Source organism: Burkholderia sp. E168m15, assembly GCF_016586105.1.
In the GTDB taxonomy this organism is placed as follows: domain Bacteria; phylum Pseudomonadota; class Gammaproteobacteria; order Burkholderiales; family Burkholderiaceae; genus Burkholderia; species Burkholderia orbicola.
Genome location: NZ_BCPO01000075.1, coordinates 48,656 through 63,809 on the forward strand (window position 1 = coordinate 48,656; position 15,154 = coordinate 63,809).

Annotated in this window: 15 protein-coding genes; 5 read left to right on the top strand and 10 right to left on the bottom strand. The window is 66.1% G+C overall.

The window, feature by feature from the left end; translation table 11 throughout:
- Position 1: 1 nt before the first annotated feature.
- The 4 genes from JMF86_RS12410 to JMF86_RS12425 form a co-directional block, all read right to left on the bottom strand.
- Entirely contained in the window at positions 2 to 952 is a 951-nt protein-coding gene (locus JMF86_RS12410; protein WP_006478051.1) for a branched-chain amino acid ABC transporter permease, read from the bottom strand.
- Between the two features lie 211 nt (positions 953 to 1,163).
- Positions 1,164 to 1,817 carry a hypothetical protein gene (locus JMF86_RS12415; RefSeq protein ID WP_011546005.1) on the bottom strand — a complete coding sequence of 218 codons (654 nt, stop codon included), beginning with the start codon at positions 1,815 to 1,817 and terminating at the stop codon, positions 1,164 to 1,166.
- 270 nt (positions 1,818 to 2,087) lie between these two features.
- A complete protein-coding gene (gene ispH, locus JMF86_RS12420) occupies positions 2,088 to 3,068 on the bottom strand; it encodes a 4-hydroxy-3-methylbut-2-enyl diphosphate reductase (protein ID WP_006488968.1) in 981 nt (326 codons plus the stop codon).
- Positions 3,069 to 3,070: 2 nt separating this feature from the next.
- Entirely contained in the window at positions 3,071 to 3,526 is a 456-nt protein-coding gene (locus tag JMF86_RS12425) for a peptidylprolyl isomerase (RefSeq protein WP_006488950.1), read from the bottom strand.
- A 135-nt stretch (positions 3,527 to 3,661) separates the two neighbouring features.
- Here JMF86_RS12425 and radC point away from each other — a divergent pair, with 135 nt between their 5' ends.
- The 4 genes from radC to nadB all read left to right on the top strand — a co-directional run bounded on the left by radC (position 3,662) and on the right by nadB (position 6,854).
- Entirely contained in the window at positions 3,662 to 4,435 is a 774-nt protein-coding gene (gene radC / locus JMF86_RS12430; RefSeq protein ID WP_011546007.1) for a DNA repair protein RadC, read from the top strand.
- A gap of 237 nt (positions 4,436 to 4,672) precedes the next feature.
- Positions 4,673 to 4,906, top strand: a complete 234-nt coding sequence (gene rpmB, locus JMF86_RS12435; protein ID WP_004186391.1) for a 50S ribosomal protein L28 — start codon at positions 4,673 to 4,675, stop codon at positions 4,904 to 4,906.
- Between the two features lie 17 nt (positions 4,907 to 4,923).
- A complete protein-coding gene (gene rpmG / locus JMF86_RS12440; protein WP_006478046.1) occupies positions 4,924 to 5,091 on the top strand; it encodes a 50S ribosomal protein L33 in 168 nt (55 codons plus the stop codon).
- Positions 5,092 to 5,267: 176 nt separating this feature from the next.
- On the top strand, positions 5,268 to 6,854 hold the full coding sequence (nadB, locus tag JMF86_RS12445; RefSeq protein WP_011546008.1) for an L-aspartate oxidase: 1,587 nt from the start codon (positions 5,268 to 5,270) through the stop codon (positions 6,852 to 6,854).
- A gap of 97 nt (positions 6,855 to 6,951) precedes the next feature.
- Here the strand turns inward: nadB and nadC are convergent, their stop codons facing one another.
- The 6 genes from nadC to purN all read right to left on the bottom strand — a co-directional run bounded on the left by nadC (position 6,952) and on the right by purN (position 14,017).
- On the bottom strand, positions 6,952 to 7,833 hold the full coding sequence (gene nadC, locus JMF86_RS12450; protein WP_011546009.1) for a carboxylating nicotinate-nucleotide diphosphorylase: 882 nt from the start codon (positions 7,831 to 7,833) through the stop codon (positions 6,952 to 6,954).
- Entirely contained in the window at positions 7,830 to 8,966 is a 1,137-nt protein-coding gene (gene nadA, locus JMF86_RS12455; protein ID WP_006478043.1) for a quinolinate synthase NadA, read from the bottom strand. Before nadA ends, nadC begins: the two co-directional genes overlap by 4 nt.
- A gap of 310 nt (positions 8,967 to 9,276) precedes the next feature.
- Positions 9,277 to 10,473 (bottom strand): acyl-CoA desaturase, encoded by a 1,197-nt coding sequence (locus JMF86_RS12460; RefSeq protein WP_006478042.1) that lies wholly within the window; start codon positions 10,471 to 10,473, stop codon positions 9,277 to 9,279.
- Between the two features lie 215 nt (positions 10,474 to 10,688).
- Entirely contained in the window at positions 10,689 to 12,074 is a 1,386-nt protein-coding gene (locus tag JMF86_RS12465; RefSeq protein WP_011694366.1) for a mechanosensitive ion channel family protein, read from the bottom strand.
- A gap of 18 nt (positions 12,075 to 12,092) precedes the next feature.
- Complete coding sequence (locus tag JMF86_RS12470) at positions 12,093 to 13,358, bottom strand: RsmB/NOP family class I SAM-dependent RNA methyltransferase (RefSeq protein ID WP_011546011.1); 1,266 nt, start codon at positions 13,356 to 13,358, stop codon at positions 12,093 to 12,095.
- Positions 13,355 to 14,017: a phosphoribosylglycinamide formyltransferase gene (gene purN, locus JMF86_RS12475; protein ID WP_011546012.1), complete on the bottom strand. Its 663-nt coding sequence runs from the start codon at positions 14,015 to 14,017 to the stop codon at positions 13,355 to 13,357. Before purN ends, JMF86_RS12470 begins: the two co-directional genes overlap by 4 nt.
- Before the next feature lie 122 nt (positions 14,018 to 14,139).
- Here purN and JMF86_RS12480 point away from each other — a divergent pair, with 122 nt between their 5' ends.
- Positions 14,140 to 15,132, top strand: a complete 993-nt coding sequence (locus JMF86_RS12480) for a bifunctional riboflavin kinase/FAD synthetase (RefSeq protein WP_011546013.1) — start codon at positions 14,140 to 14,142, stop codon at positions 15,130 to 15,132.
- Positions 15,133 to 15,154: the final 22 nt, after the last annotated feature.

Genomic DNA, 15,154 nt, shown 5'->3' on the forward strand with positions numbered 1-15,154 from the left:
GTTACGCGCGATCCGCGACCCGTTCGCCCAGCAGGCCCGACGGACGGAACACCAGCACGATGATCAGCACGACGAAGGCGAACACGTCCTGGTAGTTACTGCCGAATACGCCGCCCGTGAGGTTGCCGATGTAGCCGGCCCCGAGCTGCTCGATCAGGCCGAGCAGCACGCCGCCGACCATCGCGCCGCCGAGGTTGCCGATCCCGCCGAGCACCGCCGCGGTGAACGCCTTCATGCCGGGGATGAAGCCCATGTAGAAGTGCACGTTGCCGTATTCGGACGCGATCATCACGCCGGCCAGCGCGGCGAGCGCGGAGCCGATCATGAACGTCGCGGAGATCACGAAGTTCGGGTTCACGCCCATCAGGCTCGCCGTATTCGGGCTTTCGGCGATCGCGCGCATCGCGCGGCCGAGCTTGGTCTTGTGCACGAGCAGCAGCAGGCCGCCCATCACGATGAACGCGACCGCGATGATCACGATTTCAGTCACCGAGATCACGGCGCCGGGAGTCGTGTCGGTGGCCTTGATCACGTTGATCGGGTCGGTCGGCAGCAACTGCGGGAACGGCAGCGGGTTGCGCGACCAGATGATCATCGCAGCGGTCTGCAGCAGGATCGACACGCCGATCGCGGTGATCAGCGGGGCGAGACGCGGGGCGCGGCGCAGCGGCCGGTATGCGACGCGTTCGATGGTGAAGCCGACGAACGCACAGACGACCGCGGCGATGCCCAGGCCGATCGTCAGCGTCGCGACGTTGCCGAGTCCGGGAAAGTGGTTCTGCAGCACGGTGATGGCCGACAGCGCGACCATCGCGCCGATCATCAGCACGTCGCCGTGCGCGAAGTTGATGATGCCGAGAATGCCGTACACCATCGTGTATCCCAACGCGATGATGGCGTACACACTGCCGAGCACCAGCCCGTTGAGAACCTGCTGGACGAAAATATCCATTTAAAGCTCCTTGGCCCGTGCTGCCGGAGGACGTTGCGCCCCGCGGGTAAGCGAGGAATCGCGCCTTCTCGGCGACACTGCGGGTACTAGTCGATACCGGTAAGGGTGGATCGTTCCGGCGCGCGCCGCCCGGCCTGTACGGCCGGACCTGCCGCCGAAGCGGATACAAAAACGGCACCGCACTGTTCCGGTGCCGTCATGAGTCCCGTCGCTAAATCGTCACGACATCGAGGACGGTGTTCGTGGCCTCCTTGAAGTCGTGGGGCAGCATGCCGAGACGGCCGTCGTCCGGTTTCCCGGCATCCGTGCCTTGGCCCGTCCAGTGCCATGCAAGCATCGCGCCAGGACGGATCGGATTCCGCGTCGCGTCGCCGGCGAGGGCGTTGCGACAGCCGCGCCCGACTTTCGTCAGGACTGCATCGGAATCCATCGTACGAACCAGACTGCGCGTCGCGACACGGTCGGTCGCGGCGGCGCGCTGTTTCGTCGAATCGAATTGAAGGGGGGACAGTGGCCTCGGCACGCTGCCGGCCAGGCCGTGAGCATCCGGCATCCGTCGATCGGCGGCTGGCCGCGACGCAGCCGGCATGCCCGCTGCCGGCCCGGTCGCCAGGCTGCGCGCGTGGATTTCCTCGATCGTCAAACTCGTCAAACGTGCCCCGTTTTCCTTGTCCCTGCCCAGTTGCGCGATACGGCGCGCCGATGGCGCCGCACGTCCGGCTCCGGCGACGCGCACGCCGCCGGCCGATGGTGCCGCGCCCCCCGCGGCCTCCCTGCCCGCCTCGTCGTCGCTCTTTTTGCTGCAGCCGGCAAGCATTGCAACCGGTGCGGCGACGGACACGGCGTAAGCCAACTTCACATGCATTGAATGGTCTCCCGCGCCTTGCCAAATCCCGATTTCAAAGCCATTCCGGCTTGAAAACGGGCGCATTGTAACTCCATTTATAGGACGCCAATATTCCTGATTCGATGGGGTTTTCCTGCATTGCAACCAATTTTGAGACACGATTGGGCGCAGCCGGAGCAACCGGGTTGCACCATGACCGGGAATAATGGTTGCGATTTGAATGTCGAGGCACAAAAAAAGCGCGCCGGGAGGGCGCGCTTCGGTGTTCCGCGGAGTGCGATGCGGCAATCAGGCGGCGGGCGGCAGGTTCAACCCGCGCGGCAGCGGAAACGACACGTTTTCCTCGATGCCGTCGAGTGCGCGGACGTTGCGCACGCCGAGTTCGCGCAGCCGCGCGATCACGGCCTGGGCGAGCACCTCGGGCGCCGACGCGCCGGCCGTCACGCCGATGCGGCGCTTGCCGGCGACCCATGCGGGATCGATCTGGTCCGGTGCATCGACCATGTACGCGGCCACGCCGCGCTTTTCGGCCACTTCGCGCAGCCGGCTCGAGTTCGAGCTGTTCGGACTACCGACCACGATCACGACGTCGCATTGCGGCGCCATGAACTTCACCGCGTCCTGGCGGTTCTGCGTCGCGTAGCAGATGTCCTGCTTCTTCGGCTCGCGAATCTTCGGATACTTCGCCTTCAGCGCGCCGATGATCTCGGCCGCGTCGTCGACGGACAGCGTCGTCTGCGTGACGAGCGCGATGCGCTCAGGATCGGCGAGCTCGAGCTTCTGCACGTCCTCGACGCTTTCGACGAGGTGCATGCCGCGCTCCACCTGGCCCATCGTGCCTTCGACTTCGGGATGGCCCTTGTGCCCGATCATGACGATGTCGACACCGTCCTGGCGCATCTTCGCCACTTCGACGTGCACCTTCGTGACGAGCGGGCAGGTTGCGTCGTAAATGCGCAGCCCGCGCACGTCGGCCTCGTCGCGCACGGCTTTCGACACGCCGTGCGCACTGAAGATCACGGTGTTGCCGGCCGGCACTTCCTCGAGCTCCTCGACGAAGATCGCGCCCTTCTTCTTCAGATCCTCGACCACGTACTTGTTGTGGACGATTTCGTGACGCACGTAGATCGGCGCACCGTGCATCGCGATGGCGCGCTCGACGATCTCGATCGCGCGGTCGACGCCCGCGCAGAAACCGCGCGGCTGGGCCAGCAGGATTTCGGCGTCGGCGGCGACGGTCTGCCCGGACAGCGTATCGGTGGTACTCATGATTACAGGATTCCGATGATTTTCACTTCGAACGTGAGCGCCTGGCCCGCGAGCGGATGATTGAAGTCGAACAGCGCGGAAGTCTCGCTGACTTCCTTCAGCACCCCCGCGTAGCGACCGCCATCCGGCGCATTGAACTCGATGAGTTCGCCCGGCGTGAAATCGTCGCCGACCATCCCGTTCTCGCGCAGCGTCGACAGCGTCACGCGCTGGAGCATGTCCGGATTGCGGGGGCCGAACCCCTGATCGGGGGCTAGCTGAAAAGTCGAATGGTCGCCGACCCTGAGCCCGAGCAGAATCTGTTCCAGCGACGGCGCCAGTTGCCCCGCGCCCAGCAACAGCGTGGCCGGCTTGTCCGAGAAGGTGTTGACGATGTCGGCGCCGTCGGCCAGTGCCAGCCGGTAATGCAACGTGACGTGGGAACCGGGCTTCACTTCGGATAGATCGATGAGGCTCATGAATTACTCGTTCAGTCGGCGCCCGCTACGGCCGAATGGCCCGGCGCAAAGCCAATATTGTAAGTCACCTGAGCGTGCAAGGCGGAAAGTGCGACGACGTTGCGCCCGCCGCCCGCCGCCAATGGAGTTCCGACCATGCTGTCTCCCTGCCCCATCCTGCCGTCGGCCGAATGCCGCGACACCGCCGATACGCCGGCCGATCCGCCCGGCCGCGTCATCCCGATCAACCGGCGCAGGCGCCGTCCGGGCGACTGGCGGCCCGAGCGGCCGCGCGAACGGCTGCTGGAACGCGGGCCGGCCGCGCTGACCGACGACGAGCTGATCGCGCTGCTGCTCGGCACCGGCAAGCCCGGTCACGATGTATTCGTCACCGCCCGCGCACTGGTCGATCAGTTCGGCACGCTGCACGGGCTGCTCGAAGCGACCGCCGACGATTTCGAGGCGCACCCCGGCATCGGCCCCGCACGCTCGGCGCGACTCGTCGCGGTCACCGAGATCGCGCGGCGCATGCTGGTGGAGAAGGCGGAAGAACGGATGCAGATCGACTCGCCCGGTGCCGTCGAGGATTGTTTGCGACTGAAGATCGGCACGCGCCAGTACGAAGTGTTCATCGCGGTCTATCTGGACGCGCGCAACCGCCTGATCGACATGGAGGAAATCGCGCGCGGCTCGCTCACACGCATGGCCGTCTATCCGCGCGAGATCGTGCGCCGCGCGATGAAACACAACGCCGCGGCGCTGATCGTCGCGCACAACCATCCGTCGGGCGCGGTGCAGCCGAGCGCGGAAGACCGCCGCCTGACCCGCGTGCTGAAGGACGCGCTCGAACTCGTCGACGTACGGTTGCTCGATCATGTCGTCGTCGGCGTCAGCGATACTTTCTCGTTCGCGCGGGCCGGTTGGCTGTAGACTGTGGCGCGGCGGCCCATCCCAGGGCGCCGCAACGACGAAGCGAAATTAGGTTTGATTTTTCTGAACTTTTTCTGCTAGAATCGTCGTCTGTCTTTTTTCCAACCAGTTCTAGCCATCGAAGGGCCTTGTCTGTAAGGGCTACGGCGTTCTGAGTGCAGCCATGGATCACGTGGCGGTGCGATGGAACCTTCACCGGCGATCGAACCCCGAATTTAGCGTATTAGGAGTGCTCTCATGGCACGCGTATGCCAAGTAACTGGGAAAGCGCCGATGAGCGGCAACAACGTTTCCCACGCCAACAACAAGACGAAGCGCCGCTTCCTCCCGAACCTGCAAAACCGCCGGTTCTGGGTTGAGAGCGAAAACCGCTGGGTGCGCCTGCGCGTCTCGAACGCCGGCCTGCGCCTGATCGACAAGAACGGCATCGATTCCGTGCTCGCTGACCTGCGCGCACGCGGCGAAGCCTAAGCCCAAGGAGCACAATCATGGCAAAAGGCGCCCGCGACAAGATCAAGCTTGAGTCGACCGCTGGTACGGGTCACTTCTACACGACCACGAAGAACAAGCGCAACATGCCGGAAAAGATGGCGATCAAGAAGTTCGATCCCGTCGTCCGCAAGCATGTGGAATACAAAGAAACCAAGATCAAGTAATCTCCGCTCCGGTTTCTGCCAGCCTGACGGCGACCGAAAAGCCCCGCACATGCGGGGCTTTTTGTTTTGCGCGTGTTTTGCGCGCACGCTCGAGCCCGACGCGGTATGCTCTCCCCTTTCCGCGGCCGCGGCCGCCGGAACGCACAAGATCAAAAGCGTAACGATGGAGATGCAGCATGAAATTCGACGTGGCGATCGTCGGCAGCGGCCTGGCAGGGCTGTCGGTCGCACTCAACCTGGCCAGCACGCGACGTGTCGCACTGATCGCGAAACGTTCGATGATGGAGGGGGCGAGCGATAACGCGCAAGGCGGCATCGCGGCGGTCCTCGACTCGGCGGACAGTATCGAGAACCACGTCGACGACACGCTGGTCGCCGGCGGCGGCCTGTGCGACGAAGGCGCGACGCGCTACATCGTCGAGCACGGGCGCGAAGCCATCGAATGGCTGATCTCGCAAGGCGTCCCGTTCACGAAGGACGACGCGGCCGAACTCGGCTTTCACCTGACGCGCGAAGGCGGCCACAGCCACCGGCGAATCATCCATGCGGCCGATGCGACCGGCCATGCGGTGCTCGCGACGCTGTCGGAACGGGCGCGCCAGCATCCGAACATCACGTTCTTCGAAAACCACCACGCAATCGACCTGATCACGTCCGACCGGCTCGGCCTGCCCGGCCGCCGCTGTCACGGCCTGTATGCGCTCGACGTCGACAACGACCGCACGATCACGATCGAGGCGCCGCACACCGTGCTCGCCACCGGCGGCGCCGGCAAGGTCTACCTGTACACGACGAACCCCGACACCGCGACCGGCGACGGCATCGCGATGGCATGGCGGGCGGGCTGCCGCGTGTCGAACATGGAATTCATCCAGTTCCACCCGACCTGCCTGTTCCATCCGTATGCGAAGTCGTTCCTGATTTCGGAGGCCGTGCGCGGCGAAGGCGGCCTGCTGAAGCTGCCCGACGGCACCCGCTTCATGCCCTCGCACGATCCGCGCGCGGAGCTCGCGCCGCGCGACATCGTCGCGCGCGCGATCGACTTCGAGATCAAGAAGCGCGGGATCGACTGCGTGTATCTCGACATCAGCCATCAGCCGGAAGCGTTCCTGCGCGAACACTTCCCGATGATTCATGCGCGCTGCCTCGAATTCGGCATCGACATCGCGAAACAGCCGATTCCCGTCGTGCCGGCCGCGCACTATACGTGCGGCGGCGTCGTCACCGATCTCGCGGGGCGCACCGATCTCGCCGGCCTGTATGCGGTCGGCGAAACGTCGTACACGGGGCTGCACGGCGCGAACCGGCTCGCGAGCAACTCGCTGCTCGAATGTCTCGTGATCGGCCGCGCGGCAGCCGAGGCGATCGAGGCGGCGGGCTTCGACGCCGACACGCCGGCCACGCTGCCCGCGTGGGACGAAAGCCGTGTGTCGGATGCGGACGAGGAAGTCGTCGTCGCACACAACTGGGACGAACTGCGCCGCCTGATGTGGAACTATGTCGGCATCGTGCGCACCGACAAGCGCCTCGAACGCGCGAAACATCGCCTGTCGCTGCTGCGCGACGAGATCCACGAGTACTACGCGAACTTCCGCGTGACACGCGATCTGCTCGAACTGCGCAACCTGGTCGACGTGGCCACGCTGATCGTCAAGAGTGCGCACTCCCGCCGCGAAAGCCGCGGGTTGCACTACAGCCGCGACTGGCCGCATACGCTGCCGAAGGCGTTGCCGAGCGTGCTCACGCCGCGCGTGCGCCGCTGAGCGGCGCGCCGCCCTGCCCGGCGGCGGCCGCAGCACAAGAAAAAAGCCGTTGGCGTTTGCGCGCCAACGGCTTTTTGTCTGATCGGACGACGTTCGGTCAGTCGACGATTCGCATCGAATAGTCGGTCGCCCGCACGTCCTTCGTCAGCGCGCCGATCGAGATCCGATCGACGCCCGTCTCCGCGAACGCACGCACCGTATCGAAATTGACGCCGCCGGAGACTTCGAGCACGGCCTTGCCATCCGCCACGCGCACCGCTTCGCGCATCATGTCGAGCGTGAAGTTGTCGAGCAGCACCGACTGCGCGCGATGCGCGAGCGCCGTGTCGAGCTGCGCGAGCGTCTCGACTTCGATCTGCACCGGCACACCTGACTCCAGCGCGAACGCCGCATCGAGCGCCTCGCCGACACCGCCTGCCGCCGCGATGTGGTTCTCCTTGATCAGGATGCCGTCGTACAGCGCGAGCCGCTGGTTCTCGCCGCCGCCCACGCGCACTGCGTACTTCTGCGCGAGCCGCAGCCCCGGCAGCGTCTTGCGCGTATCGAGGATCTTCGCGCGCGTGCCTTCGACGCGTTCGACGTAACGGCGCGTCGCCGTCGCGACACCCGACAGCAGTTGCAGGAAATTCAGCCCGTTGCGCTCGGCCGTCAGCAACGCGCGCGCCGGCCCTTCGAGTTCGCAGACGATCGAATCAGGCGTCATCCGGTCGCCTTCGCGATAGCGCCATTGCACGACGATCGACGAATCGATCCGGGCGATCACGCCCTCGAACCACGGTACGCCGCACAGCACGGCTTCCTCGCGCACGATGATCCGCGCACGGCGCCGCTCGCCGGCCGGCACGAGCCGCCCGGTCTGGTCGCCGGTGCCGACGTCTTCGGCGATCGCGTCGGCCACGTTACGCGCGATCGCTTCGTCGAATGCCGCGCCGTATTGGGCGCGGACGGCTTCGAACAGCGGGGATACGGCGTTGCTCATGCCGCCCCCACGTTCGCGAACAGCGACTGGTCGCGCTGCAGATCGCCGCTCGCCTGCACGCGCTTCTTGTGCGCAGCCGCGAATTCGAGCATCCGGTCGATCGGCAAACGCGCACGCTCGCCGATCGCGGGATCGACGAAGATCTCGTTGTGACCGCGTTCGAGCACGTCGGCGAGGTTCGCGAGGCCGTTCATCGCCATCCACGGGCAGTGCGCGCAGCTCTTGCAGGTCGCGCTGTTGCCGGCCGTCGGCGCGGCAATGAAGGTCTTGCCGGGCGCGGCCAGCTGCATCTTGTGCAGGATGCCGAGATCCGTCGCGACGATGAAACGCTTCGCATCGAACTTGACGGCCGCGTCGATCAATTGCGTGGTCGAACCGACGACATCGGCCTGCGCGACGACGTTTTCCGGCGACTCGGGGTGGACGAGCACCTTCGCGTCCGGATATTCGGCGCGCAGCAGGTCGAGCTCGATGCCCTTGAATTCGTCGTGGACGAGACACGAGCCCTGCCACAGCAGCATGTCCGCGCCGGTCTTCTTCTGGATATAGCTGCCGAGATGACGGTCCGGCGCCCAGATGATCTTTTCGCCGCGCGCGTGCAGGTCGGCCACGATCTCGAGACCGATCGACGACGTGACCATCCAGTCCGCGCGCGCCTTCACGGCAGCGCTGGTGTTCGCGTAGACGACGACGGTACGGTCCGGATGCGCATCGCAGAATGCCGAGAATTCGTCGACCGGGCAGCCGAGGTCGAGCGAACAGGTCGCATCGAGATCGGGCATCAGGATCCGTTTGTTCGGGCTCAGGATCTTCGCGGTTTCGCCCATGAAGCGCACGCCGGCAACGATCAGCGTCTGCGCGTCGTGGTCACGGCCGAAGCGGGCCATTTCGAGCGAATCGGCCACGCAGCCGCCCGTTTCGTCGGCCAGTTCCTGCAGTTCGGCATCCACGTAGTAGTGGGCGACGAGCACGGCCTTTTCACGGGCGAGCAGCGCCTTGATGCGTGCCTTCAGCGCAGCGCGCTCCTCGGCGGACGGCGCGTCGGGCACCTTGGCCCATGCCTGTCCGACGCCGCACACGGTCCCTGCTGCGACGGGCCGGTCGTACTCGACGGGTTTGATCGTCGATTGCATCTCCATATCTCCTGTCGGCCGGAGTGAGTGCTTTAGCACTTACTCCGGCCCCATGCTTCGCGGTCGGCAGGAGTTAGCGCTTCAGCGCTTACTCATGCCCCATGCTATGCGGTCGACCCAAGTTAGCGCTTCAGCGCTTACTTGGGTCCCATGCTTCGCGGTCAGCCGGAGTGAGTGCTTCAACACTTACGCCGGCCCCAAGCCTCATACCAATCCCGGTGCTGCCGGTCCGTCAAAAACCGGCGGCCCAAATGAAAAAACCCCGCCAACGCGGGGTTTGTGACGTCCTGAGATTCTAATCGATTTCGAATCAGGCGTAGCGACGCAGGCGTGTCGCGAATTCCTGCAGCGCCTTGATGCCGCTTTGTTCTGCGCGATGGCACCAATCCTGCAATTGCGCGAGAAGCTGTTCGCGCGAGGCGGTCGAACGATCCCAGATCGCGGCGAGATCCTGGCGCAGCTGGAAGTACGTATGCAGCTTCTGGCTGTTCGCGAAGATTTCCGGCAGCAGCTTCTTCTGCGGCTCGTCGAGGCCGTCGGCGTCCTTGTGGAACCATTTGCGCGCGCCGCGCATCAACTGGTACTTCTCGCTCGAACCGAGTTCCTTCAGGTGCGCGAGCTCCTGGCGGTACGCACGCTTCACGGCCTTGCCGTAACGCGCCATCACTTCGTAGCGGTTCGACAGCACGGCCTGCAGCGTTTCCTGGTCGAGCACCGTCTTCGGCTTGTTCAGGCGCGGCGTCGGCGCGACCTTCTTCACCTTCGCGAGACCGAATGCCGACATGATGCGGATGTACATCCAGCCGATGTCGAACTCGTACCACTTGTTCGACAGCTTCGCCGACGTCGCGAACGTGTGGTGGTTGTTGTGCAGCTCTTCGCCGCCGATCACGATGCCCCACGGGAACAGGTTCGTGCTCGCGTCGGCCGAGTTGAAATTGCGATAGCCCCAGAAGTGACCGAAGCCGTTGACGACGCCCGCCGCCCAGAACGGGATCCACACCATCTGCACGGCCCACACGGTGAGGCCGAGCACGCCGAACAGCGCGACGTCGATCACCATCATCATGCTGATGCCGAGAATCGGGTACTTCGAGTAGACGTTGCGCTCGAGCCAGTCGTTCGGCGTGCCGTGGCTGAACTTGCGCATCGTTTCTTCGTTCTTCGCTTCCGCGCGATACAGCTCGGCGCCCTCGAGGAACACCTTCCAGATGCCGCGCGTCTGCGGGCTGTGCGGATCTTCCTCGGTCTCGCACTTCGCGTGGTGCTTGCGGTGAATCGCGGCCCACTGGCCGGTCAGCATGCCGGTGGTCATCCACAGCCAGAAACGGAAGAAGTGGCTCGCGATCGGATGCAGCTCCAGCGCGCGGTGCGCCTGGCAGCGGTGCAGGTAGACGGTCACGCCGATGATCGTGACGTGCGTGACGGCGAGCGCGAACAACGCGACCTGCCACCACGAAAAACGCAGGAGCCCGTGGGAAAGAAAATCGAGCAGGGAATTCAACAAGGCAGTTACCTGTGATGAGAGCGACGCCGCACCGGCGTCAGAAGAATGAAAGCATACCGCGTGTAGACCAGAATTTTACTTCAACCGTTCCAAGTCTTTGTAAAAAATGAATATTTTCTTGCCCTGACGCAATCCGCGCGGTCCATGTCCGGACTGGGAAAGGCCCGTGATCCGGTTTCGACCGCGAAATCGGTACGATTGACCGCCCGTGGCCGCTACGCCGCCGGCGCGCGCCTGTCCTGCGCACCATCGGCAAGCGCCGGATCGAGCCCGGCCGCCACGCCCGCCGCCGCGGGAAAGCCGTCCGGCAGCCCGACCACGCGCACTTCGCGCTGCGGAAACGGAATCGAGATCCCGTGCTCGCTGAACAGCCGCCAGATGTTGCGGTTCACGCTCGAGCGCACGCCCGACGTGCCTTTCGCCGAATCCTCGATCCAGAAGCCGAGCTCCAGATCGATGCCGTCCGCGCCGAACCCCACGAGGTACGGCGTCGGCACCGGCTCGGCCAGCACGCGCGGCACGTCCTTCGCGGCGTCGGCGAGCAACGCGAGTGCCTGCTCGACGTCGCTCGTGTACGCGACCTGCACCGCGACTTTCGCGTAGCCGCGCGTCAGGTAGGACGACTGGTTCTGCACGACGTCGGTGATCAGCTTCTCGTTCGGGATCAGCGTCTCGTTGCCGTCAAGGCCGCGCACGACCGTGTAGCGCGTGCGGATCTGCGTGACGACGCCCTGCAGCCCGCCGACGCTGATCGCATCGCCGAGCCGCAGCGAGCGGTCGAGCAGGATGATGAAGCCCGACACGTAGTTGCTGGCGATCTTCTGCAGCCCGAACCCGAGGCCGACGCCCACCGCGCCGCCGAACACGCCGAGCACCGTCACGTCGATGCCGACCAGCGACAGCCCGATCAGGATCGCCGCGAACACGAGCAGCGCGCGGCCGATCCGCGACAGTACGACCTTCAGGTTCGCGTCGAGCGTGCTCGCGCGCGACAGGCGATCCTCGAGCACCGAGCCGAGCCACATCGCGACCATCAGCGTCACGCACACCCACAGCGCGCCGGAGATCACCGACAGCAGCGTGAGGTGCGCGGTCGCGACCCGGAACTGCACGCTGTCGAGCCAGCCGAGCACGTCGCGCTGGATGCCGAGCACGGTCATCACCATCGCGGCCCACACGACGGTCGACACGATCTTCTCGACGATCGACAGCCACGCGTGCGTGTGGCCGTCGCGCGCGAACACGCGCCGCGCGAAGAAGAACAGCACGTAGATCAGCCCGATGCCGAACAGCGGCACGAGCGCGAGCGACAACAGCGACGTCGACATGAACGGGTCGAACGCGAGTTGCGCGCCGCCGACGAACACGCTGCCGAACAGCGGAAACAACGCACGTTTCAGGCTTTGCGCGCCCGCGCCGGGCGCACGCCCGGCCGCCCGGCGCCGCGCATCGATCCGGCCGTGCACGAAGCGCGCGGCCACCCACGCGAAACACAGCGCACCGATGAGGATCGCCGCCTGCCAGATCATCACCGGCTGGTGGAAATCGCGAATCACCGATTCCAGCCGGTGCGACAGCAGGCGGCTCTGCAAATTCTCCATCGTCCGTCCGGGCAGTCGTTACTGCGCGGCGCGGCGCTCGAGCACCGCGGCGAAGAAGCCGTCGGTCGCGTGACGGTGCGGCCACAGCGACAGGTAGTCGCCCGTCTCGAGCTCGATGCGCTGGTCGGCCAGCACCTGCTGCGCCGGCACCAGCGTGAACTCCGGATGATCGGCCAGGAACTGTTCGACGATGCGCTCGTTCTCGGCGTCGAGCACGCTGCAGGTCGCGTAGACGAGCCGGCCGCCCTTCTTCACGAGCCGCGCGGCGCTCGCGAGGATCGACGCCTGCTTCGGCGTCAGCTCGTCGATCGCCGTGCGCGTCTGGCGCCACTTCAGGTCCGGATTGCGGCGCAGCGTGCCGAGGCCGCTGCACGGCGCATCGACCAGCACGCGGTCGATCTTGCCGGCGAGCCGTTTGATCTTCGCGTCGTGCTCGCTGTCGATCAGCACCGGGTTCACGTTCGACAGCCCGCTGCGCGCGAGGCGCGGCTTCAGCTTCGCGAGACGCTTCTCCGAGATGTCGAACGCATAGAGGCGCCCGGTCGAGCGCATCATCGCGCCGAGTGCGAGCGTCTTGCCGCCCGCGCCCGCGCAGAAATCGACGACCATTTCACCGCGGCGCGGCGCGACCAGCGAGCACAGCAGCTGGCTGCCTTCGTCCTGCACCTCGATCGCGCCTTCCTCGAACAGCTTCAGGCGCGTCAGCGCCGGCTTGCCGACCACGCGCACGCCGAACGGCGCGAACGGCGTCGCGCCCGCTTCGATGCCGCTCACGCGCAGCGCTTCGATCACCTGGTCGCGGGTCGCCTTCTGCGCGTTGGCACGCAGGTCGAGCGGCGCCGGGTAGTTCAGCGCAGCGGCGAGCTGCGCGAGTTCCTCGGCGTCGAAACGCTCCGACAGCGCCTGGTGAATCCAGTCGGGCAGGTTCGTGCGAATGCGCACGGGCAGGCTCGCCGGATCGATCTTCGACACGTGCTCGAGCCACGCGGACTCGGTGTCGGACAGGAACGGCTTCAGCGCATTGCGCCCCATCGTCTGCATCAGGCCGAGCAGCGTGAGACGCCGCGCGGGCGTGCCGGTGCCGCTCTCGGCGAGATGCGAGAACTCCATCTTCCGGCGCAGCACCGCGAACACGGCCTCGGCGATCACGCCGCGCTCGGCATGCCCGAGCTTCGGGTGCGCGCGGAAGAACCGGCTCGTCGTCGCGTCGGCGGGGCCGGCGAACTTCAGCACCTCGGCGAGCAGGGTTTCGGTCTGGCCAATCAGGAATCCGTGCAGCTTCATACGCCCTCACTCGTTTCGGTTTGCGGTTGATCCGCGAAAATCCAGCGCGCCTCTTCGGGCGCGACCACTGCACGACCGTCCTCGAGGCGCAGACGCCCTTCGACGAACCAGCGCACCGCACGCGGATACAGCACGTGCTCGACCGTCAGCACGCGCTGCGCGAGCGCGGCCGCGTCGTCGCCGGCATGCACCGGCACCGCGCCCTGCGCGACGATCGCGCCGCTGTCGAGCTCGGGAATGACGAAATGCACGCTCGCGCCATGCAGCGCGACGCCCGCATCCAGCGCCTGCTGGTGCGTGTGGATGCCCTTGAAGCTCGGCAGCAGCGACGGATGGATGTTGAGCAGCCGGCCCTCGTATCGTCTGACGAATGCAGGCGTCAGGATGCGCATGAAGCCGGCGAGAACGACGAGATCGGGCGAAAAACGGTCGATTTCGGCGGCGAGCGCCGCGTCGAAGCTGTCGCGGCCGTCGAACGACCGGTGGTCGACCACCGCCGTCGCCACCCCGTGCGACGCGGCAAAAGCCAGTCCGGCCGCATCGGGCCGGTTGGCGATCACGGCGGCAATCTCGGCCGGCCAGCGTTCCTGCGCGCACGCGCGGACGATGGCCTCCATGTTGCTGCCGCGACCGGAAATCAGGATCACGAGTTTTTTCATCCGCGAATTTTACCATTCGCCCTCGCGTTTCCCGCCTTCTCGGCCGTCGGCCCGCTCGAACGTTTATAATCTTCTGCTTTGCGGCATCCCACCGCCCATTCCCCGACGCTGCATCCGCTATCGTGAAAGTCTTCCGCGGCCTGCCCAACGCCGAGAGCCGCGCCCCGTGCGCGCTGACGATCGGCAACTTCGACGGTGTCCATCGCGGCCACCAGGCCCTGCTCGCGCGCGTGCGCGCGGCAGCGGACGCGCGCGGCCTGCCCGTGTGCGTGATGACGTTCGAGCCGCACCCGCGCGAATTCTTCAATCCGGCCGGCGCACCGCCGCGCATCGCGATGCTGCGCGACAAACTGGAAGCGCTGCGCGACCACGGGGTCGACCGCGTCGTCGTCGAGCACTTCAACCACACCTTCGCGAGCCAGTCGCCGCAGGCGTTCGTCGAACGCACGCTGGTGAACGGGCTGCACACGCGCTGGATGATGGTCGGTGACGATTTCTGCTACGGCGCGAAGCGCGCGGGCACCTTCGACACGCTGAAGGCGGCCGGCGAGCTGCACGGCTTCGAGGTCGAGCAGATGGGCACGGTGGCCGGCAGCGACGGCACGCGCATTTCCAGCTCCGGCGTGCGCGCGGCGCTCGCCGCGGGCGATCTCGACGCGGCCGCGCAGGCGCTCGGGCACGGCTACGCGATCAGCGGCCACGTCGCGCACGGGCTGAAGCTCGGCCGCGATCTCGGCTTCCCGACGCTGAACCTGCCGATCCAGCACAAGCGGCCGGCGCTCGCGGGCATCTTCGTCGTGCAGGTGCACGGCCTCGGCCCCGAGCCGCTGCCGGGCGTCGCGAGCCTCGGGCTGCGCCCGACCGTCGACGATTCGGGCCGCGTGCTGCTCGAAGTTCATCTGCTCGACTGGCACGGCGACGCGTACGGCAAGCTGATCCGTGTCGAATTCCTGAAGAAGCTGCGCGACGAGGCGAAATTCGACGATCTCGAGGCGCTGTCGCGCGCGATCGCGCTGGACGTCGCGAATGCACGCGCCTACTTCACCGAACGCGACCGTGCGCCGGGCAGCCGCGCGACGGGCTTCGCGACGTCGGCCACCGACCGAATTAGCTGATCCGGACGGCGGCGCCTCGCGC

Bases quoted from the DNA above. Each gene is read 5' to 3' on its own strand.
- rpmB (WP_004186391.1), top strand. From the start codon at position 4,673: ATGGCACGCGTATGCCAAGTAACTGGGAAAGCGCCGATGAGCGGCAAC.
- JMF86_RS12415 (WP_011546005.1), bottom strand. From the start codon at position 1,817: ATGCATGTGAAGTTGGCTTACGCCGTGTCCGTCGCCGCACCGGTTGCA.
- JMF86_RS12410 (WP_006478051.1), bottom strand. From the start codon at position 952: ATGGATATTTTCGTCCAGCAGGTTCTCAACGGGCTGGTGCTCGGCAGT.
- nadC (WP_011546009.1), bottom strand. From the start codon at position 7,833: ATGAGCAACGCCGTATCCCCGCTGTTCGAAGCCGTCCGCGCCCAATAC.
- nadA (WP_006478043.1), bottom strand. From the start codon at position 8,966: ATGCAATCGACGATCAAACCCGTCGAGTACGACCGGCCCGTCGCAGCA.
- JMF86_RS12465 (WP_011694366.1), bottom strand. From the start codon at position 12,074: ATGGAGAATTTGCAGAGCCGCCTGCTGTCGCACCGGCTGGAATCGGTG.
- JMF86_RS12425 (WP_006488950.1), bottom strand. From the start codon at position 3,526: ATGAGCCTCATCGATCTATCCGAAGTGAAGCCCGGTTCCCACGTCACG.
- JMF86_RS12470 (WP_011546011.1), bottom strand. From the start codon at position 13,358: ATGAAGCTGCACGGATTCCTGATTGGCCAGACCGAAACCCTGCTCGCC.
- nadB (WP_011546008.1), top strand. From the start codon at position 5,268: ATGAAATTCGACGTGGCGATCGTCGGCAGCGGCCTGGCAGGGCTGTCG.
- rpmG (WP_006478046.1), top strand. From the start codon at position 4,924: ATGGCAAAAGGCGCCCGCGACAAGATCAAGCTTGAGTCGACCGCTGGT.
- purN (WP_011546012.1), bottom strand. From the start codon at position 14,017: ATGAAAAAACTCGTGATCCTGATTTCCGGTCGCGGCAGCAACATGGAG.
- ispH (WP_006488968.1), bottom strand. From the start codon at position 3,068: ATGAGTACCACCGATACGCTGTCCGGGCAGACCGTCGCCGCCGACGCC.
- radC (WP_011546007.1), top strand. From the start codon at position 3,662: ATGCTGTCTCCCTGCCCCATCCTGCCGTCGGCCGAATGCCGCGACACC.